The organism is Sphaerospermopsis reniformis (genome assembly GCF_005402885.1).
Lineage (GTDB): Bacteria > Cyanobacteriota > Cyanobacteriia > Cyanobacteriales > Nostocaceae > Sphaerospermopsis > Sphaerospermopsis kisseleviana.
The window spans coordinates 1-21180 of sequence record NZ_BJCE01000034.1 but is presented as its reverse complement, the minus strand read 5'-3'; the positions used below and the strand labels follow the sequence as shown (position 1 = coordinate 21180).

The 21180-nt window shown below is 38.3% G+C and carries 14 protein-coding genes; 5 read left to right on the top strand and 9 right to left on the bottom strand.

Features of this window, described 5'->3' with window-relative positions; genetic code table 11:
• Positions 1-5: 5 nt before the first annotated feature.
• The 3 genes from FFR48_RS07250 to psaC all read right to left on the bottom strand — a co-directional run bounded on the left by FFR48_RS07250 (position 6) and on the right by psaC (position 3138).
• Positions 6-530, bottom strand: a complete 525-nt coding sequence (locus tag FFR48_RS07250) for a COP23 domain-containing protein (protein ID WP_137666888.1) — start codon at positions 528-530, stop codon at positions 6-8.
• Between the two features lie 230 nt (positions 531-760).
• Positions 761-2638: a glutamine--fructose-6-phosphate transaminase (isomerizing) gene (glmS, locus tag FFR48_RS07245; protein WP_137666887.1), complete on the bottom strand. Its 1878-nt coding sequence runs from the start codon at positions 2636-2638 to the stop codon at positions 761-763.
• A gap of 254 nt (positions 2639-2892) precedes the next feature.
• Entirely contained in the window at positions 2893-3138 is a 246-nt protein-coding gene (gene psaC / locus FFR48_RS07240) for a photosystem I iron-sulfur center protein PsaC (RefSeq protein ID WP_010997613.1), read from the bottom strand.
• A gap of 700 nt (positions 3139-3838) precedes the next feature.
• On the opposite strand from psaC, the gene FFR48_RS07235 reads away from it, so the two are divergent.
• Complete coding sequence (locus FFR48_RS07235) at positions 3839-4201, top strand: DUF6464 family protein (protein ID WP_096566423.1); 363 nt, start codon at positions 3839-3841, stop codon at positions 4199-4201.
• Between the two features lie 80 nt (positions 4202-4281).
• Here the strand turns inward: FFR48_RS07235 and fmt are convergent, their stop codons facing one another.
• Positions 4282-5283 (bottom strand): methionyl-tRNA formyltransferase, encoded by a 1002-nt coding sequence (fmt, locus tag FFR48_RS07230; RefSeq protein ID WP_137666886.1) that lies wholly within the window; start codon positions 5281-5283, stop codon positions 4282-4284.
• 1994 nt (positions 5284-7277) lie between these two features.
• Here fmt and FFR48_RS07225 point away from each other — a divergent pair.
• On the top strand, positions 7278-8588 hold the full coding sequence (locus tag FFR48_RS07225) for a hypothetical protein (RefSeq protein WP_137666885.1): 1311 nt from the start codon (positions 7278-7280) through the stop codon (positions 8586-8588).
• Positions 8589-8953: 365 nt separating this feature from the next.
• Here FFR48_RS07225 and FFR48_RS07220 read toward each other — a convergent pair whose 3' ends face one another.
• The gene (locus FFR48_RS07220; protein WP_137666884.1) at positions 8954-9727 is read right to left on the bottom strand and encodes a hypothetical protein; all 774 of its coding nucleotides are present in this window, start codon (positions 9725-9727) and stop codon (positions 8954-8956) included.
• Positions 9728-10485: 758 nt separating this feature from the next.
• On the opposite strand from FFR48_RS07220, the gene FFR48_RS07215 reads away from it, so the two are divergent.
• Entirely contained in the window at positions 10486-13491 is a 3006-nt protein-coding gene (locus FFR48_RS07215; RefSeq protein ID WP_137666883.1) for a DUF4114 domain-containing protein, read from the top strand.
• Between the two features lie 66 nt (positions 13492-13557).
• Here FFR48_RS07215 and FFR48_RS07210 read toward each other — a convergent pair whose 3' ends face one another.
• Positions 13558-13977, bottom strand: coding sequence for an NUDIX hydrolase (locus tag FFR48_RS07210; protein ID WP_137666882.1), 420 nt, complete (start codon positions 13975-13977; stop codon positions 13558-13560).
• Positions 13978-14558: 581 nt separating this feature from the next.
• Between FFR48_RS07210 and FFR48_RS07205 the strand changes: the two genes are divergently transcribed.
• Positions 14559-15368: an SDR family oxidoreductase gene (locus FFR48_RS07205; RefSeq protein ID WP_137666881.1), complete on the top strand. Its 810-nt coding sequence runs from the start codon at positions 14559-14561 to the stop codon at positions 15366-15368.
• 357 nt (positions 15369-15725) lie between these two features.
• Here FFR48_RS07205 and FFR48_RS07200 read toward each other — a convergent pair whose 3' ends face one another.
• Together FFR48_RS07200 and FFR48_RS07195 are read right to left on the bottom strand one after the other, a co-directional pair.
• Entirely contained in the window at positions 15726-16187 is a 462-nt protein-coding gene (locus FFR48_RS07200) for a cupin domain-containing protein (protein WP_096572601.1), read from the bottom strand.
• Positions 16188-16291: 104 nt separating this feature from the next.
• A complete protein-coding gene (locus FFR48_RS07195) occupies positions 16292-17080 on the bottom strand; it encodes a cysteine hydrolase family protein (protein WP_096566437.1) in 789 nt (262 codons plus the stop codon).
• A 92-nt stretch (positions 17081-17172) separates the two neighbouring features.
• On the opposite strand from FFR48_RS07195, the gene FFR48_RS07190 reads away from it, so the two are divergent.
• Positions 17173-18582: an amidohydrolase gene (locus FFR48_RS07190; protein WP_096566439.1), complete on the top strand. Its 1410-nt coding sequence runs from the start codon at positions 17173-17175 to the stop codon at positions 18580-18582.
• 253 nt (positions 18583-18835) lie between these two features.
• Here the strand turns inward: FFR48_RS07190 and FFR48_RS07185 are convergent, their stop codons facing one another.
• Positions 18836-20938, bottom strand: a complete 2103-nt coding sequence (locus tag FFR48_RS07185) for a hydantoinase/oxoprolinase family protein (protein WP_137666880.1) — start codon at positions 20936-20938, stop codon at positions 18836-18838.
• Positions 20939-21180 lie beyond the last annotated feature (242 nt).

The following is a 21180-nucleotide window of genomic DNA, read 5'->3' as shown; positions in this document are numbered from 1 at the left end:
ACATTTTAATTTTCTTCCTCTAAAATTTCATTCAGGTTGATATAAACTTCCCCATCTTCATAAAACGCTGTTGTGCTATTACTTAATGGTACAGGTCTTGCACCAGCAGCACCTCGACGAAAATATTTGATTTGTTTCAAAACTCTACCAGGATCAGTACCGGGTATAAGAGTAACTACCACATCTTCTTTTAAGCAATTACCACGTACTCGATCAACTATACACAATACAGGATAACCGTTAATGCTTCTTCTCGATGTGAGATATGGCATCATTTGATTATCGTAGTATCTCTGTAATCTGTTGCTAACTATTTGACAACGTTCTTTTGGGGACAGAATAAAGGAGTTACTAATCCACTGTAACATAGGTTCTTCACCGCGACCTGTGCGAACACGGGTAATAGGGTGTTTCCCACTGGTGTCACACCTATATTTCTGACCTGCGTAACTGGGTTGTTGTAAGATTAAGGCTATTAGGGAAGCGATAGATGACCCTAAAAATATTTGTGACAGTAGTTTGAGTTGCATAAGTTTGTGACTAAACCCTGAAGGTAAAATTGATGGATAAGTCTATTTGGGGAGATTAATTATATTATATAATAGCAGTATAATTTTGTTTGTGTGAAAATACATTAAAGTTTTCTAACGAATGTTTTCAGTATTAGTCTTATCTTCTGCTATCATCAGTGACTTGATTCAGGTGCGATCGCTCATCAACAAAAAATAGGCGATCGCACAAAATTAACCCTATTTTCCTATTATTCAACTGTTACAGACTTAGCCAAATTCCTTGGCTGATCGACATCTAAACCCTTTCTCGCTGCAATATGATAAGCCAATAATTGCAACGGAATAACTGTCAAAATAGGCGACAAAATTTCCTCTACATCACTAACAGGAATTAAATCATTAAAAATTTCTGCTGCTTCTCCATCATTCACAGATGTCACTCCTATTAACCGGGAATCTCTCGCCTTCGCTTCCTGGGCATTAGAAATCACCTTTTCATAGACACTACCAGGCATAGCGATCGCTACTACCGGAACTTTACTATCTAATAATGCGATCGGTCCATGTTTCATCTCTCCTGCTGGATATCCTTCCGCATGAATATAACTAATTTCTTTTAATTTCAAAGCCCCTTCTAAAGCAATAGGAAAATTAATTCCCCTCCCTACAAAAATGAAATCTTTTGTTTCTGTAAACTCATGAACTAACTGTTCAATATATTTTTCCTGAGTTTCTAAAATCGCCTCAATTTCTATCGGTAACTGCCTTAAACCAGCAATAATTTCTGTTAACCTTTCAGAAGAAATTGTTTGCCGACGATAAGCTAAATCTAAAGCTAAACCATAAAACGCCATCAACTGAGCAATAAAAGTTTTCGTCGCCGCAACACCAATTTCAATCCCCCCATGAGTATTAATAATATTACTCACCATTTGCCCCAAAGTGCTTTCCGGGCGGTTGGTAATGCCTAAAAGTCGCGCTTGATACTTAGCTTCTTTTACTTGTCTACGGTCTTTTTCCATACTTAAAGCAGCTAAAGTATCCGCAGTTTCTCCTGATTGAGTCACCCCAATAGTTAAAGTATTAGCAGTCAAAGGTGTAGGTGCATAGCGAAATTCAGAGGCATATTGTACTTGAGTGGGAATTTCTGCCAATTGTTCTAATAAATACTTACCTACCAACGCTGCGTGCCAACTTGTACCACAAGCCACAATTTGAATTTGTTCTAAATCTGCGTAAAATTCCTCTGCTAAATTCAAACTAACAGGAGTTTCCCCACTTCCCGGAAAATAAGCTTCTAAACAAGCTCTAACTACACCCGGTTGCTCATAAATCTCCTTGAGCATGAAGTGTTTAAATCCCTGCTTTTCCACCATAATGGGATTCCAATTCAAAGTGCGGGGATGCTTCTTTAAACGATTTCCAGCAAAGTTGTACACCTCAACCCCCAACGGAGTCAAACGGGCAATTTCCCCATTTTCTAAGGGCAATACAGCGCGGGTATGGGCAACAATTGCCGGCGTGTCCGAAGCACAGAAAAACTCACCTTGTCCAAACCCAATTACTAAAGGCGCTTGCTGACGCACTACAATCAATTCATCAGCGTAGTCAGCAGAAATAACTGCGATCGCATAAGCCCCTTCTAACTTTTGCACCGCTTCCCGCACCGCTTCTAAAAACACAGAAGCCGAATTACTATCTTCAGGAATATGCTTTAAACATTCAGCGATGAGATGGGGAATAACTTCTGTATCTGTATCTGAACGAAATTCATGTCCTAATGCTTTTAAATGTTCCCGCAATTCACGATAATTTTCAATAATTCCATTCTGCACCACCGCTATCCGCAAAGCAGTATCCTGATGGGGATGGGCATTATATTCTTCTGGTTTACCATGAGTTGCCCAACGAGTATGACCAATACCAATTTGAGCCGGGTTTTCTACTTGTTCCAGTTTAGAACGCAAATTTAGTAATTTACCCTTAGCCCGCACGCAATGGATATCACCTTCCCATATCGTAGCAATACCCGCAGAATCATAACCTCTATACTCTAACTTTTCCAGTCCAGATAATAAAATATCCGTTGCTGCTTGAGTGCCTATATATCCAACAATTCCACACATTTTTTATACTACTCCGGTTATTAGTTAACAATTATCAGTTAACAGTTATCACCATAAAGCGGTAATTATATCAAATCAAAAGGCTGGGGACTGGGGAAATATTTATCTTTCTCCTGCCTCCTGAACTCCTAAAAAATATTAAGTGCTGAAAACTGAGAGAAGAAACAAGAATCGTGTTAGTTGATGGGTTTCTTGTTTCTCCCTAGCTCAGTCTTCAGCACTATTGTACTGAGTATTTTAAAATACCAGCTTTGTTAGTATGCTAGACCCATGCTGCGAGTTGTTTCAGCACCCAAATAAACGCGGATGCTCAAAAAGTCGGTGGGGCAAGCTGTTTCACAGCGTTTGCAGCCTACGCAGTCTTCTGTGCGGGGTGAAGATGCCACTTGAGCAGCTTTACAGCCATCCCAGGGAACCATCTCTAAAACGTCAGTGGGACAAGCGCGGACACATTGGGTGCAGCCGATGCAGGTATCGTAGATTTTTACGGTATGAGACATTGAAAAAACTGCTCCTTTCGAGTTCTCTTCTTTGGGAAGGAATCATAATCAACGCATAGTTTACCGCAGTGCTGGATGGGCTGTAAGTAAAAGGCTACATAACTTCAAACAATTTAATAAGCCCTATGAACATTTTATTTGCCAAAATCGCTGCTATTCAGCTTTAATCAGCAACAGGGGCATCAAGTGTTTACTCTATTGACTGTCTCCAAATATGGCAAATTGTAAAGATGTGTAAATTTCCGAGCAATTTCTCAGGGTTATCTATAGTACCTATAAATTGGTCGCTGGTAACTCTCAAGTTCCATCAATTTGTTAAGAAGTATTAACTAATTAGATACAAAATTACACAAAATTAAATGCGCTACAATTTTCTAGTAATCATCAAATATGTTATGTTTTTTTGACTTATTTTATGTAATATTACTGTAGAGTAAGATCAAAATTTTATCTCAGGAGATCAAGGAGTCAGGAGATCAAGGAGTCAGGAGAAATAATTATAGTAAAGTAGGAATTGTGCGTCGCTATCTATCTCTGTTACACTTCAAAAGAAATTGTTAAATTTTTTATTAAGATGCAAATTGCTCAAAAATATAGTAAATCATTAATGATAATCCAGCCCTAGTCACCTATGGTAGAGGTTAATTCACCGATTACGATACCATTTTTAATAATGTAAATCCCATCACATAAACTGATTATGGAACCAGACTCTTTACCAACTGAGTTGATTTTAACAAACCCGCGTCAGTCTCTTGGTAGATTACAACTTGATTGGACACCCCAACCAGGGAACTATGTTGATTTTGAAGGTAAAACCTATGCAGTATTAGAGCGTCGTCATAGGTATCAGTTGAAAGCAGGACGCTACCGCCTACATAATATCGCTATTTATGTCCAAAAAGCTAAACGACCATCAGAAAAAAGTTTAGTAGCTGGACGTTGGGTTATAGGTGATGCTAGTTGTGATTACAATGCTCATTCAGAAATCATCCGCTGTGCAGTCAACCCAGATGGTCCTTGTGAGTCTTGTCGGTTCTATGAAAGTTCAGGTGACAGATGACAGGTGACAGGTGACAGTAAGAAGGCAAGAGGCAAAAGTTTATTCTTCCCAATTACCAATTACCCATTACCAATTACCCATTACCAATTACCCATTACCTCCCCTATGGTTAAACGAGTACCATTCACAAAGTCCCATCCTGACTGGAGACGTTTACCAGTTGGTTGAACTTCTCTTAACCATAACAACCCTTCCCCAGTTTGAACAATTGCTCCTATACCTTTGGCAATGTTTACTACTTCGCCAGGTTGGGTAGATACAGTTGACAAATCTGGTAAATTGTGTATCTTATCTCGTAATTGTTCTGGGAGTTCTTGAATATAAGCACGTCTAAGAGGAACTGTAGCAGTAATTTTCAAAGGTTGATTGCGAAAAGTTGTGACGCAGTTAGGATAAAAGCCTCTAATTTGATTATGTAATTTAATGGCACTTTTTGACCAGTCTAGGCTATAGTCTTCTTTTTGAATCAATGATGCATAATTGGCCAGAGAATCATCCTGGGGAATAGGTGTAATTTCCTGGCGTTCCCATTTTAATAAAGTTTCCAGCAATAAATCTGCACCTATAACCGCTAATTTATCGGCTAAAACTTGGGCATTCTCCAGTAAACCAATTGGTGTATTTGCTTTTAATAGCATATCTCCTGTATCCATGCCCACATCCATTAACATGGTTGTGATACCAGTTTCTTTTTCACCGTTATAGATACACCACTGAATAGGAGCAGCCCCTCGATATTGGGGTAAAATCGAACCATGTACATTGATACAACCAAATTTTGGCATATTTAAGATTTTCTTAGACAAAATTTGTCCATAAGCAACAACAACAAACGCATCCGCATCTAATTGTTGTAGTTGGTTTAAAGTTTCCCCATCTTTTTTAACTTTCTCAGGTTGCCATACTGGGAGATTGTGAGCATTAGCAAGTGTTTTGACAGGAGAAGGTGTTAGTTTATTCCCACGTTCTCGTCGTTTATCCGGTTGAGTGACAACTGCTAAAACTTCAATATCTGGATTATTCAGTAATTTTTCTAGAGTGGGAACAGCAAACTGGGGAGTACCAAAAAATACAACTTTCATTATTAATTTGTTGCGAGTTTTTAGCTAGGATTTACTAGTTAATATTAAATGCGTCACGATTCACTGACAACTGACAGCCCACAATGGACTAAATCACAATAACCGTGAAAAAGACGCAAAGCAATTTTGCTTTGAGTACATTAATTTTTGCTATTTAATGGTAGAGTGTTTATTATAGGTGCTACAAAAAGTTCCTGAATAAAATACAACGACCCAACCAGCAGGTTAACCAAGATCAATCACTGATTGTATCTGCTGTTTACAGGTTCTAATCTTTTGTATTGTCTCATGGCAGGACAATTAAGCATCTACTCACCCAGCTTATAAGAAAATCGAGTGAGCCAAAACCACGCCCGATAAAGTATCTCCACCAAGTTCCGATACTTTATCGTACTTTAGGCGGTGGATGTAGGTGAATGCACTGCCCATGCGTGGGGCTGTTATGATCCTGACTTATTTGCTTAGGGATTGACAGTTCCCCTAAATAATGCTATTTTTGGAGTAGGTCGAACTGGTAATAAACATGATTGTTTTCGAGTTCAAAGCCAAAGGCAAAAAACAGCAACATCAAAGAATTGATGAAGCTATACGGATAAGCCAGTTCATTCGTAACAAGTGCCTACGGTTTTGGATTGTTTGTAACTGTGGGTGCATTCTTGATCGTGACCACAACGCTGCAATCAATATTTTGGCGAAGGCACTAAAACAGACAGGCTATGATTTAAGTACCGTCGGGCGGACGGAAACTTTTACCCTTCGACTGCGCTCAGGGTTAACGCTTGTGGAGAGATGACCCTCTACCCAGATTTGGTAACAAGTTTGGGCATGGTTGCTCATTGAAACAAGAATTCCCGCCTTAAAAAGACGGGGAGGGTCAATTGATTGCAAGCTAATTTGTAACTGCTGAATTTGGTAGAGATAAAGGTGAGGTTTTTGATGTTGACCCGACTTTGCCAAAATTTTAAAGGAATAAATCAGTTTTAGACTTGACACTCTGAGTCCTAAAGGAGCGGATATTCTTGATTCAACGAGTCCACTTAGACTAGATCCCTTGCAGTTTCTAATCCAGAGGTGGTTCTCTCCTCAAGCGTTACTTAGGGAATGCCCTTTCCTAGTTGGATGATTCCAAATTTTGTTTGAGTTTAAATTCTGTGTCGTGTTTCGACTACTTCGACTTACTTCGACTTACTTCGACTGCGCCCTTCGACACCGCCCTTCGACACCGCTCAGGACAGGCTCAGGACAGGCTCAGTACAAGTCGCTCAGTACAAGTCGCTCAGTACAAGTGCGCTCAACACAAGTCTAGCTCCCATGTAGACGCGAAGCGGCTTCCCGAAGGGTAGATTTTACCTATTCCTAGCAAGGAACTAGAACTATGGAATAGAACCCACCAATCTTCAGTTGTCAAGGTATCGATTGCCGTTAGGCAGTTATGTTTTTATACAGGTTGATTACCTGCCCATGAAGGGGCAATCCGTTCGCCTACATCCACTGTTCCTTAGTACGATAAAGTATCAATGCCTTGCTCCGATACTTTATCTCGGTAGTTTTGGCTCACTTGATTTCCTTATAAACCTGAAGGAATGGATTAGCTCTTGCTAAAACATTTTTATCAGAATAAATGAATTTAGGCACTAGAATTAGTCACCTAACAGCGTAGTTTATATCCTGTCGGAAACTCCTATATTTGGTTATACCTATATTGTGGTCTACCTAAATATAGGCATTTTTTAGATATAAATACTTATTTAGAGAATCCGAAAATGATTAACGTCGGTATTCTCTGTGATTATATTCACCTAAAAAAACTAAGTTATTTAAAGAATGTAAAGGGGTTAATTGATGATTAGAAAACTTTTGTAAAGTGATGCAAAATTTATCCAGATAATCTCGTTAGAGATTCTAGTTTGTTGTTATACATATAATCATAGCTTTTTCTCTTCCTGCATAGACATTGCTCCTCACACAGCCACTGCCCCTTAGAGAGTCCAATCATGCTGAAATCCCTTTTGCTGTCAGGATGGTTCCGCGTACAACCATTTTTTAAGTACGTTATCGTTGTTATATTAATTGCTCCCTTGGTAGGTGTATCAATTCACTCTAGCATAGCGAAACAATCACATTTAAAAGTAGGAAAGATTAGTACAGGAATTGGCCAATCTGATTCAAATTCCCAGGTAACGGCTATAGCTGGGAAAAATGATTTAAAGATAGGTAAAGTCAACTCCTTGGAAGCAAAATTTGGGAACTTTGGATCAGTAAATAAGCCTGTGAGTCAAGCAAAACAAGTATTACAGGCTGATAAAATTAATTCTGGGGCAGGACAACAAAATCAGCACTCAAATAGTAATTTACCTGTCAGCGATATTTTAGCGGTAGTAAAACAGGAAAACTTAGCAAAAATACCTACTAGTCAGAGAGATTTAATTCAAAAATTAAAAGATGTTAAGAGCCAGGCTTTACAGGGTGAGGTAAATTCTTTAGAACGTGCGAGTTTAGAGAATGAGGTATTAAAAACATCTGCAAGCACATCAAATATTAGAGAACCACAGCCATCCACAATGATGGAAATACCTGTAAATGAACAGCAACAGCAGTACGATACAGTACCAGATGATCCCATAAATAGTCCTCATCCAATTCCTTGGAAATGGATCATGATGACTCAAGAAGCTATAGGTGGTAAAGGGGGTTCTGGAGTGCGGCACTATCGCAGTATACCAGTGGTTTCTCCTGATGGTAGGTATGCGGTTTATAGCCGAGTGCAACTGGAAATACAACCGGAAATGCACAACAGCCGAGTTACCAGCTTGTTGTTTATCGAAGATCGGCAAACCAAGAGACTGCGGGTGATGTCAAAAACTGCTGCTGTTGGCGATCCCCTGTTAGATCAACAGATTTCAGATCAAGCTGATACCCAAGGGAAAATAGGGGTATTAGTTCCGGTTAGTTGGTCCGAAAAAGGCGATCGCTTTTTAGCCCGCAAATTTGTAGGTATGTTCAACACAGCAGACCTGACAGATCATGCAGTAATTTGGGAACGGCAAGAAAATCATACTCAAACCGTTGCTCCTGCCCAAGGAGAAGATGAGCATGAGAAAATAGCAATCTTGTTAGGGTGGAGTAAAAAACAACCTGATCACGTGCTATTCCGTGCGGGTGAACTAGGGGAAGAAAATTGGCCTTTGGTACAAGTTGCCAGTGATGGCAAAACTATCAATGTCAGCAACGACGGTGATCAACCTGTGACTTTTGGGACAAGAGATAGACAGGTTTGGGCAGAACCTCAAGTTGCGTCTAGATAGTTAGTCAGGAGATCAAGGAGTCAGGAGTCAGGAGGCAGAAGAAGCAGGGGGGAAGGGGGCCTCACAGGGGTAGGTTTTTAATATTATCTATTAAGGCAGGACTAGGAAGACAAGGAGGGAAAGTAGACAAGGAAGATTTTATCCGCACAATAGTCTTTTTGTTACCAAGAGAATATGATTTTGTACGGTTTTCCTCCCTTGTCCACTGTCCTTCCTTGTCCCCCAAGTCTTGCCCTCACGACAATGTAAAATACCTACCCTTGTGAGGGGAAGGGGGCAGGGTGCAGGGGAGAAGATTTATCCCCCTTGCTCCCCGCTCCCTGCTCCTTGTCTTATTCCCTGTTCCCTGTTCCCTGTTCCCTGTTTTAAGCTGATTTAAAAAATCTAATAATTTCCCGCACATGATCCAGAAATTGCCCATCAGTAGAAAGTTGAGCTATAGCATTTCTGGCTTCTCTCGATATTCGTTCATGTTCAGTATGGTTTATCGCCCTTAATTCTTCTAAACTAGCGACAACACGCGCTAATTCTTTACGGGTTTCTTCACTAAACCTTTGGTTATTTGCTACTAAAGAATAGGGTTGTTCTGGGTTAAGTTGATCCTCTAAAGATTGGACTTTTTGTTCTATTTCAGCAAAACGGTTACGCAATTCTAAAATATCTTCACGGGGATAAGTAAACCCTTGACGAATCATTATTAATCGAGTATATAAATATTCGTAGGCACTAATAGCTGGACGCAGTAAAGTTAATAACAAAGCTGCACCAGAACTGATATATCCCACAGCACTAATACCAGTAGCAGCCAAAATATAAAGAGCGACGGCTGAAACTAAGTGTAAAGCAATAGCCAGCCAGAGTGATCGCTTGGCTAAAACCTTGACATAATTAACTTGTTTTTCATCTACAGGAATATTTTTTGCTATTGATTCTGCTGCTTCAGCTAAAACTTCCTTAGCTTGAAAATGGACATTCCAAGGAACTGTCACAATCACCAATAACCACCAAAAACTCGCACCTCCAATGATCCAATCAAGAAAATTACCAGCGGATATATGCAACCATTGTAAAACACCAAAAGCTACTAGGAATGTAACTACAATTCCTAAAACAGAACTGATAAAAAAGTTTAAATACATTCTTCTTTGTTTCCAATAAAACATTCATCTCTATCATGTTCACAAGTTCCTAGTTATACCCAAAACATTGTGCTGGTTTTTCTACTAGCACATCATCATCAAAACAAATCAAAAGTCAAAATTGATGATAAACCTTCTAGCATCAGCTTGATAAAATGTGAATATTTGTGGAAATCAACCACCCAAACCAAAAAAATTCAACTCAGCATTTTATGTATTTCTTGCCCATCATTAATGGAGACTTGACAATTAATTGAACAGGATATAGGCTATGATTATTGCGGGTGTTTAATGCGAACCTTTTTATATGAATCAAAAATTAAACCCCTAAAAGTCAGTCAAAACTTCAGCATCTTGGTAAGTTCGTTCGCGGGTGTCATCGGCAAAACCCCAAGTCTGAATAGACATGGATTTTATTAGTATGCAGTTGTGGTTAAATGAACTGAATAGAATCAGGGTTTAATTTGCAAAGAATTGAACGTAGACTATTCATATACCTACTGCAATTTATATCAACATCAACTCTGGCTAGTTACAGTACAGAGAAATGTCCTTACGCAGATTAACAGCAGGATTCCTATGATCCTGACTGCTCAAATCAACTCTGTTTGTTTACAGAACAGAGCCAGTTTTTAATGCAGATTAACAGCAAAAATCTACAAACTGCTAGAAATTACGGCTATCACATCAGATGAGTAAATGACATAGCAGTAGCGGCAGTAATCAAAAATTGGCACAACCAAAAATATTACAGAATTATGACCGAACAAGTTTTTAACTTTTCCAGACTTAATGGCACAGAAGGTTTTACCATCATCAATGGTAATGAAGATGATGATCACTTAGGCTACTCAGTTACCAATACTGGAGATATTAACGGTGATGGCATTGATGACATAATTATTGGCGCTTTTCTCGATGATCCCAAAGATGTAGCTAATGCTGGTAGCACCTATGTAGTTTTTGGTACTAAACAAGGCTTTCCTGCCACCATAGATATCTCTACTCTCAATGGCATCAACGGCTTTACTCTAATTGGCAGTATAGAAGGTGAGGCATCAGGCCGTGCTGTTAGTGCAGCTGGAGATATTAACCGCGACGGTATCGACGACCTCATCATCGGCGCACCATTTGCAGATATAAATGGTCAAAATACTGGCAGAGCTTATGTAGTCTTTGGTCAAAAAAGTTTCAGTTCCACCCCCACCATCAACCTCTCCACTCTGAATGGTGGTAACGGCTTTGCTATCAATGGTCTGAATGCAGAAGACCTGCTAGGCCATACAGTCAGCAACATCGGAGACTTTAACAAAGATGGCTTTGATGATGTAATTATCACCGCTCCCAATGCCTTCACAGAACCCAACGGTCAGCCGGGAAAAGCTTACGTCATCTTTGGTAAGAGCAACTTTGATTCCTTCGTTGACATCTCCAGTCTTAACGGTAGCAACGGCTTTGTCATCAATGGATTGAGTGTTGGTGACTACTTAGGTTTTAGTACCAGCAGTGCTGGAGATGTGAATAAGGACGGTATTAATGACCTGATTATTGGCGCACATTTAGCCGCCCCCAATGGTAGTGGATCTGGGCAAGCATACGTATTATTTGGCAGACAGGGAGGATTTTCACCAACCTTTGACCTCTCGAGTCTTAACGGTAGCAATGGCTTTATCATCAACGGACAAGATGATAATCAATTAGGTTTCTCTGTTAGCAGTGCAGGAGACATTAACGGAGATGGTATTGATGACGTAATTATTGGCGCTCCCTTTGCAAATCGCGGTGATATAACTCATCTTGGCATCACTTATGTAATTTTTGGTAAAAATGGTAACTTTGATCCCATCATTGATCCAACCACCCTTAATGGTAATAATGGTTTTGCTATTAACGGCATCAATGAATTTGACAATTCCGGTTGGGTTGTTAGTGGAATAGGAGACATCAGTGGTGATGGTCGGGATGACCTCCTTGTTACCGTCAGCAATTCCAGTCCCAATGGACTGTTTTCTGGACAGAGTTATGTAATATTTGGCAGAAATAACTTTACTCCAGTCATCAGTCTGGCGGAGATTGATGGTACTAACGGTTTTGTCATTAACGGTAAAGCTGAACGGGATAATTTAGGTGTCTCAGTCAGTAAAGGAGGAGATATCAACGGTGATGGTGTCAGTGACCTAGTTGTTAGCGCACCTTTAGCTGGGGCTGACACGGGGGAAGCTTACGTAATTTTTGGTATCAACAGCGCACCCACAGATGTGTTACTGAGTAACAACACCATTGATGAGAACGTTACGGCTGAAACAGTAATTGACAGATTTACCACCGTTGACCCTAACGTAAAAGTTCAAAACTTCACTTACACTTTAGCTGCTGGTGTAGCTGATCATGATGCTTTTATCATTGATGGTGATCAACTCAAAATGAAGGTCTCTCCAAATTTTGAAGCCAAATCAAGTTATTTGATCCGGGTCACAACCACAGATCAAGGTGGACTTTCTTTTGAGAAAGAATTGACTATCAATGTTAATGACATTGATGAAACGGGTGAAAACCCCGGTGAAAACCCTGGTGAAACTCCCGGTGAAAACCCCGGTGAAAACCCTGGTGAAAACCCTGGTGAAAACCCCGGTGAAAACCCTGGTGAAAACCCTGGTGAAAACCCTGGTGAAAACCCTGGTGAAAACCCTGGTGAAAACCCTGGTGAAAACCCTGGTGAAACTCCCGGTGAAGATCCTACAAACGGAGGAATTTCTTCCCTTCAGCTCATCAATGTTAGTGGTGATATTTTTAGACTTGTAGGAAATACTAATAAAGTGACACTTCAAGTTTCACCACCAAGTAAGATTTCTACATCTGTCTATGAAATCGGATTATTTACCGTTGATGATACTGATGGAACAATTGATGGTATCAGACCTGGTGAAGCTGGATATTCTGAAGCTGCATTGTCCAGAAGTAAAGTAATTTACTCAGTTATATCTAATCTTCCTAACCAATTTGATATTAGCAGTATCAATAGATTATTAGGATTTGATCAAACCAGTGTTAATTTCAAATTCTATGCAGTAGAGAACGGAACAACTGACTCTATAAAAGCTGGAATTACTTCTATTGAGAACTTCAATATTCTTCAATCCACAGATGTCCAGATTACAAACTTAGGTGCTAATAATTTCTCTCTTGCTTGGAAGGATCTGATTGTCAATATTAATCCTACAGAGAATACTTTACCTCTGGGGACAAATTTACAAAATAATTCACAAGGAGAAAACCTTGATTTACGCACTGTCACTGGTTCAGTAAATGCTGAGTTTACAGTCTATCGAGAAGCAGCATTTGATAATTATATCGGCTTCTATAAAGTTGTTGATGAAAATGGTGGAATAGATATTGATGGTAATGGTACTGCTGATATTCTGCCTGGACAAGCTGGTTATTCTCAAGCTGCGGTGAATCAACATTTAAGCAATTTTGGTTTGACTGTTGGTAATGGACAAAGAGCGACTTTTACTGGCACTTTAGAAGGTGGTCATATCTACGTACCATTTTTAATTGTCAATGGTAGACCCGATGCTATTCTTGATAGCAATTCCGGCAATGACCCAGAAGTTTATTTTACATTCTTAGGTGCTAACCCTGGTCGTGTAGATCATGTTCGACTTTTGGGAGATAACACCTTTGGCTTTGAAGATTTACCAAATGGGGGAGACTTGGATTACAACGATATAATTGTCAAAGTTAACTTGTCATCCATAGTTTAGAGATAACAAATATAGAGACGTTTAATGAAACGTCTCTATAATCATGATAAAAATGTTAAATAAATATTAAACTTTGACTTGCTCTTTTGAAGTTTGCAAAATTCTTTTAAGAGAATTTTCTTTGACTATCATGGCAGCGTGATTAATATCTAACCATATCCTTTCTCTTTGAGATGCTTCTGGCCAGTCTTCTAATACTTGATCTACTGGCAACCAAAATAAATGAACCCGGTAAATATTACCACGTTTACTATATTTATAAGCACCGATTTTTTCAGTATTTACCCGACCAATAACCCCTGCTTCTTCCCAAGCTTCTTTAGCTGCTGAATCAGGTGGAGTCATCCCTTTGCAAACTCCTCCTTTGGGAATTACCCAACTTTGCCGTTTACGATTAGTGATTAATAAAACTTCTACTTTTCCATCTCGGACACGATATGGAATCACTCCTGATTGTTTACAAATTTTATTGGTTTTTCTGCTCATAGAAGTACATTCCTGATACATTAACTTCTAGATTGTAATTACTGCCATATCTACAAGGCGATCGCTATGGTCATGTTGACAATTTTTACTATATGTCTTTGGTTACATCTTTCACGCTGTTAATTGGTTATTCCGTATAATTTTTCACCAAGTTTGACTATTGCTCCTTTGTGATGGTATTTCATATCCAATTAACAGGATAATTATATTGTCATGAAAGCAAAGCCTTGAACGTATTACTCGATTATATTAATTAAAACCAACTGCGGAGGAAAGCCATATTGGCAATAAAATAGTGTAATTATAGTGTCAGTTATGTAAACTCAACTGCCAACATTTTGGTTAATTGAACCAGAAAAACCGCCATTAAAGCAGATTATCGCTGGGGGTGTGATTTTGCCAGATGGACAAATTGCGATCGCTCGCTGTTGTACATTTACAAACTGGTATTTATGTTTTTTAACCTACTGCTGATGGAAACCGACAGCTGAATACTTACGTTAATTTAACACATCTCATTGAAGATTGGTATATAATATAAATCAGTTTTTTTAAACATAACTAACAACATAAAAACTTTCATGGCAGATTTAATATTAGTTCCGGGTGCAACTGGTGGTGTAGGACAACTTGTAGTTAGCAAACTTTTAGAAAAAGGTTTGTCAGTTCGCATTCTCACACGGGATGCAAACAAAGCTGCAAAAATGTTTAATGACAAAGTAGAAATTTTTGTTGGTGATATCCGCGAACCCAATACCCTCTCACCAGCAATGTTAAATATCACTTCTATTATCTGTTGTACGGGAACTACTGCTTTTCCTTCTGCTAGATGGGAGTTTGATTCATCTGTGAATCCCATTGATTTTGGTTTAGCTTTGTTTGATACTCAACCACTTGAAAATAAAGCTAAAAATACACCTTTAAAAGTTGATTCCCAAGCTGTAAAAAATTTAGTTGCAGCAGCACCGAAAATTTTAAATAGATTAGTGTTTGTTTCTTCCTGTGGTATTCTCAGAAAAAATCAGTTTCCTTTTAATATTCTCAATAAATTTGGTGTGCTGGATGCGAAAAAGGAAGGTGAAGACGCTATCATTAATTCAGGTATTCCCTATACAATTATCCGCCCTGGTAGGTTAATTGATGGACCTTATACTTCTTATGATTTGAATACTTTACTCAAGGCAAAGACAGAAGGTAAATTAAATGTAGTCTTGGGTAAAGGTGATCAACTTTCTGGTGATGCTAGTCGCATTGATGTGGCTGCTGCTTGTGTGGAAAGTTTGTTTTATCCCAGTGCTGCTAATCAGGTTTTTGAGTTAGTTAATCAAGGAACAAGACCAAATGTAATTGACTGGGAAAAGCTTTTTTATCAATTGACAATTGACAATTGATAATTGATAATTGTTTCATTCAAGGCTTCCGCCGTGAGCGTCAGCCGATAGCGTAGCGTGGCGTTAGCCATACGGTTTAAAACCTCCCCTTTCAAGGGGAACAAAACAAAAAAAATCCGCTTTGTCATTGTCAATTTTTAATTGTTAATTGTCCATTATTGAAATATCCCCAAATCCTTGATTTTTTCTGAGACTTTGAGGATATATGGATTCCAATACTGCTCGGTTAAGGATTTTCGTAGGTTGGGTTGAACAAAGTGAAACCCAAAGAACCCTTGTAAATGTTGGGTTTCGTTCCTTAACCCAACCTACATAATTTATTTTTTTGAGCTTAACCGACAAGTATTGATATGGATTCTAGTTTTCAACGAATTTCAAAGAATCTAATCTTCCTAAAACCGCCATATCTTCAGCATCCAATTCTACAGGTATACCACTCCTAATTAGTTCTGAAAAGTCTTCATTAGGAACCATAATTGTTAGTATGTAAAGACGATTTTTACCTGTATTTCTAATCAAATGAGTGCCATTTGGTGGAACTAATAAACTATCTCCGGCCTTGATAGGTACTTTTTTGCCATCACAAATTGCAACTCCTTCTCCTTTGAGAATAAAAAACATTTCCACTGCCCATTGATGGCGATTTGGTGGAGTTTGTCCCCCAATATCAAAGATTTCTACACAACAAGTTAAGGAAGTATTTGCAGTTGTGGAATCAAAGATAATTGCTAACCGATTTGTATCACGGGGATTGATACGGTATGCTTGATAATCTTGGGGAGATTTGATAACTGGAATTACACAACTTGTAGTAACCATATATTTGGTAATTGGTGATTGGTGATTGGTGACTGGTGATTGGTGATTGGGTATTAATCAATCCAAAATCTAAAATCCAAAATCTAAAATCCAAAATCTAAAATCTAAAATCTAAAATTATGCTGACTACTGACTCCTGCTATAATTGCCGAAGAATCAGTAACAAAACCAAAGCATTGTTTAACGTTGTACAAAGTTGCTAACCAACAATATTCTGGTGAAGTTGTGGCTGTACAATCTTGGACTAAAATGCAGTCGTATCCTAAAAAATTAGCATCACATAAAGTTGTGAGAACACATTGATCAGCATTGACACCCGCAAATAATATTGTCGTTATTCCTAAGTTTCTGAGAATACTATCTAAGGATGTATCCCAAAACCCACTCATGCGATATTTATCAATGCAAATATCTGTCTCAAGTTGTTCTAATTCCTCTACTACCGCCGCTGCCCAGCTATCTTTCATCAGCACCTTTGCACCGTTTTTAGGTAGGCTATCACCTAATCCTACACCTTCACCGGTGGGATTATAAACATGAAGCAAACCTGCACTAATATTGAGTAAGTCTGGTCTATTACCCCAATTTAACCAAATTATTGGCACATTAACAGCCCGCAATTGTGGTAATAAGTTTTGTAAAGGTACTATGGGTTGACGTGCGGGGGTGACATCCACACCAATATGCGCTAACCAGCCATCAGGATGACAAAAGTCGTTTTGCATATCAATAATGATAATGGCGGTTTTTGCCAAGTCGATACGCACAGTTTTGGTTTCTGTTGTTAAAATAACGGGTTGTGGGGTTTTTTGCGGACGAGTAATATCTGCAAAGCTTTCATTGACTTCCCAAGCGTTGGGGTAAAATCCTAGTGTTCGTAAGGGTAGATTCATAATTGTTGGCACCCAAGATCATTGATTCTTTTGTAACTTGAAATAATCATAATTGTGCAATTGCTTAATCAACGTTAAAAAAGGTGAAAATCATGAACTTTACTATTAAAAAAGCTTTAATTGCTGTTACAGATGGTTACACAACTTTAGATGTTCAGGTTGTTAATGGTATCATCGCTGCTATTGGTGAAGATTTGGATGTGATTGGTACTGCAATTGACGGTGAAAATAAACTGCTGCTACCTGGTTTTTTCAACGCCCACACCCATTCTTCGGAAAAGTGGCAACGGGGAATAATTCCACCTTTACCTTTAGAATTATGGTTGGCGTATTTGTATGATTTTTCTCTTCTGGATATTGAACAAGTTTATCTCAGCGCCTTGGGTACGGCTGCGGAAACTTTGCTGTCTGGGGGAACAAGTGTTGTAGATCATTTGGTGTTAATTCCTGGTAAAGAGTTAGAAACTATTTCTACTGCTGTTCGCGCTTATCAAGAAATAGGAATTAGGGCTTTTATTGCTCCTTTAATTCAAGATGAATCTTTAACTGCGGGGATGCCAGAAGGTAAATTTTTAGAAAATCATCAACCTTATTTTCGTTCTCCTGCGGAAACATTAGCAATTATAGAAGAAGCTGTTATTAAGTTTCATCGTCCAGAGGAAGGTATAACTATTTTAGTTGCACCGACGGGAATTCAATTATGTACTGATGCTTTATTTACGGGTTGTATTGAGTTGAGTGATCGCTACAATCTTTGTCGTCATTCGCACTTATTGGAAACTAAAGCCCAGGAAAAGTTAGCATTAGAAAAATATGGTTGTAGTGCGGTTGAACATTTAAATCATATTGGATTTTTGCATGAAAAAACCAGTTTAGCTCATTGCGTTTGGTTAACTGATGCTGATATTCAAATTTTGGCAGAAACCAAATCTACTATTGTTCATAACCCGTTAAGTAACCTGCGTTTAGGTAGCGGTATTGCACCGATTTTAAAATATATTCAAGCAGGGGTAAATGTAACTTTTGGTTGTGATGGTGCTTCTAGTAATGACTCTCAAGATTTGTTAGAAGCGATTAAAATAGGTTCTATTTTACATAACGTGACTGATTTTGATTATAAATCCTGGATTACACCACGTCAAGCGGTAGAAATGGCTGCTTTAGGTGGTGCAAAAGGATTAGGGATTGATGAAAAATTGGGGTCTTTAAATGTGGGTAAAAAAGCAGATTTGGTACTTTATGATTTAACCAGTTTATCTTTGCTTCCTCGTACAGATCCCATTGGTTTATTAGTATTAGGTCGTCCTGTAAATGTTGTTAATAGTGCTTGGGTAAATGGTAAACAAATTATTGATAATGGGAAATTTACAACTATTAATGTTGATGAATTGCGAAAAGAATTATTTAACCGTAGTCAGTGGGTAAGTCGGGGAAAATCACCAACTTTAGAACAAATTGAGGTTCATTATCGTCGAGTGATGGGCTTATCAATTGACAATTGATAATTGATAATTGATAATTGTTTCATTTTTTTAAATCCTCTTCCTTTCAGGGAGAGGTAATTATCAATTGTTCATGATTGAAATATTTTTTTTGTAAGTATGTCAACCTTAAAAAACCTCATATCCAGATCCCCTACTTCTTTAAGAAGTAGAGGATTTATACACCTTCCTGTTTTACGTTTAATAATATAAAACAATGCGGCTTTTGGGAAATAAATCAACCAACAACCTGACATTTTTTAAAACGAAAAAACTAAACAAGGCGTTGTAAAATTAAATGATTACGCTCAGTTAATATTGCTTTCCAGTTCGGTTCAACGACAATTGTGCTAATTTTTTCCACAATTATTGCAGCACCATTTATATGATCTCCTGGTTGTAAATGTTCCCGAAGATAAACTGGTGTATCATGCCATTTTTGTTCAGTAAACATTTGGACTATTTCCACTGGTTGGGGTGTTTTCTGTTGTGGGCGTTGACGAATAATTACAGGTTCTTCAGGCGTATCCATTTTTTGGATGACTTCTACAGAAATGGATTCAACAATTAAGGGTTTTTCTGTTTGAATGAAACCATACCTTGATTTATGTTCTTTTTCAAAATTATTTTGCATGAATGCCACATCTAAGGTAAAATCTACTGTGATAATTGAATTATTACCCTCATATTTTAAATTAACTTTTTTAACTACTACTTCTTCTAGTTTCGTTTCTTGTTGTTTGTTTAACTCCCTTCTGGATTGGTCTTCTAAAGATGCCATTAATTGCTGTAAGTGGGGAATTAATGATTGATTTAAAGGGTGTTCTACTCCTGTTAATTTGGTAACTCTCACATCAGCTAAACCCATACCATAAGCAGAAAGTACCCCAGCAAAAGGGTGTAAAAATATCTGTTTCATTCCTAAAGTATCAGCAATTAAACAAGCAACTTGTCCACCTGCACCCCCAAAACAACAAAGTACATATTGAGTGACATCATAACCACGTTGGAGGCTGATTTTTTTAATAGCATTGGACATATTTTCGACAGCAATAGAAATAAAACCCGATGCTACTTGTGCGGGAGTTCGATAATTTCCAGTGAGAGATGCAATATCTTCAGCTAATTGTGTAAACTTCTGAATTACTATTTCTTTATCTAGGGGTAATTTCCCTTCACTACCAAAAACTGCGGGGAAATATTGAGGTTGAATTTTCCCTAACATGACGTTAGCATCTGTGACTGTTAATGGTCCTCCACGTCGATAGGAAGCGGGTCCAGGATTTGATCCAGCAGATTCTGGTCCGACACGATAACTAGAACCGTCAAAAAATAAAATTGAACCACCACCCGCAGCAATAGTATTAATTGCTAATACGGGAACTCGCATCCGCGCACCGGCAATTTCTAAATCTAGTTGTCTTTCATATTCTCCTTTAAAGTGAGCAACATCTGTACTTGTTCCTCCCATATCAAAGGTAATTACTAAATCAAATCCTGCTCTTTTGCTAGTTTGAACTGCACCAACAATACCACCAGCAGGGCCACTTAAAATACTATCTTTACCTTGAAATTGTTCTGCATCGGTTAACCCTCCATCAGATTTCATAAACATTAATCTGACATTGGGTAAATGACTAGCTACTTGGTTAACATAGCGACGGAGGATAGGAGTTAAATAAGCATCAACAACAGTTGTATCTCCTCTACTCACAAGTTTCATTAAGGGACTGACTTGATGGGATACTGAAATTTGTGTAAAGCCTATTTCTTCGGCAATTTGGGCTATTTGTTGTTCATGTTGGGGATAGCGATCGCTGTGCATCAAAACAATGGCACAACTTCTAATTCCTGTGTTGTAAACTTTTTGTAAATCCTGTTTAACTTGTGCTATATTGACTGGTATTAATTCATTACCTTGGGCATCATATCTTTCATCTACCTCAATTACCTGTTCATAAAGCATAGTGGGTAAAATAATCTGACGAGCAAAGATATTTGGGCGGTTTTGGTAGCCAATTCTTAACGCATCTTTAAAACCTTTGGTAATGAGCAAAACAACCCTATCACCATGTCTTTCTAACAGCGCATTGGTAGCTACTGTTGTTCCCATTTTGACAACTTCTATATTTTGATAGGGAATCTGTTCATTACCGGATATGCCGATAATATCCCGAACTCCTTGAATAACTGCATCTGCATATTGTTCAGGATTTTCTGATAATAATTTATAGACTATTATCCATTGCTGATTAGGCAAAGGAACAATTAAAAAACGTTCTGGACAATTTACAAGTCGATCTATTATTGTTTGATTATTGGTGACAGCGACAATATCTGTAAATGTGCCACCCCGATCAGCAAAAATTTTCAACATTACCAAAATTCCTCAATAATATATAATAGACCTGTCCGAAATATATAACGGAAAAATGGTAGAACGGTAAATGGAAAATATACCGTGGTTCTACCAAAGATGAAAAATATTACCAATTAGACATCTCCGAAAAAGAATCAAATTATGGTATAACAAGGTAAAATCGTGCATCTACCCTGAGATTATGAGCAACATAGTTGAGTAAATTCATAATAATCCTGAAGAATCACAACGGTTATTAG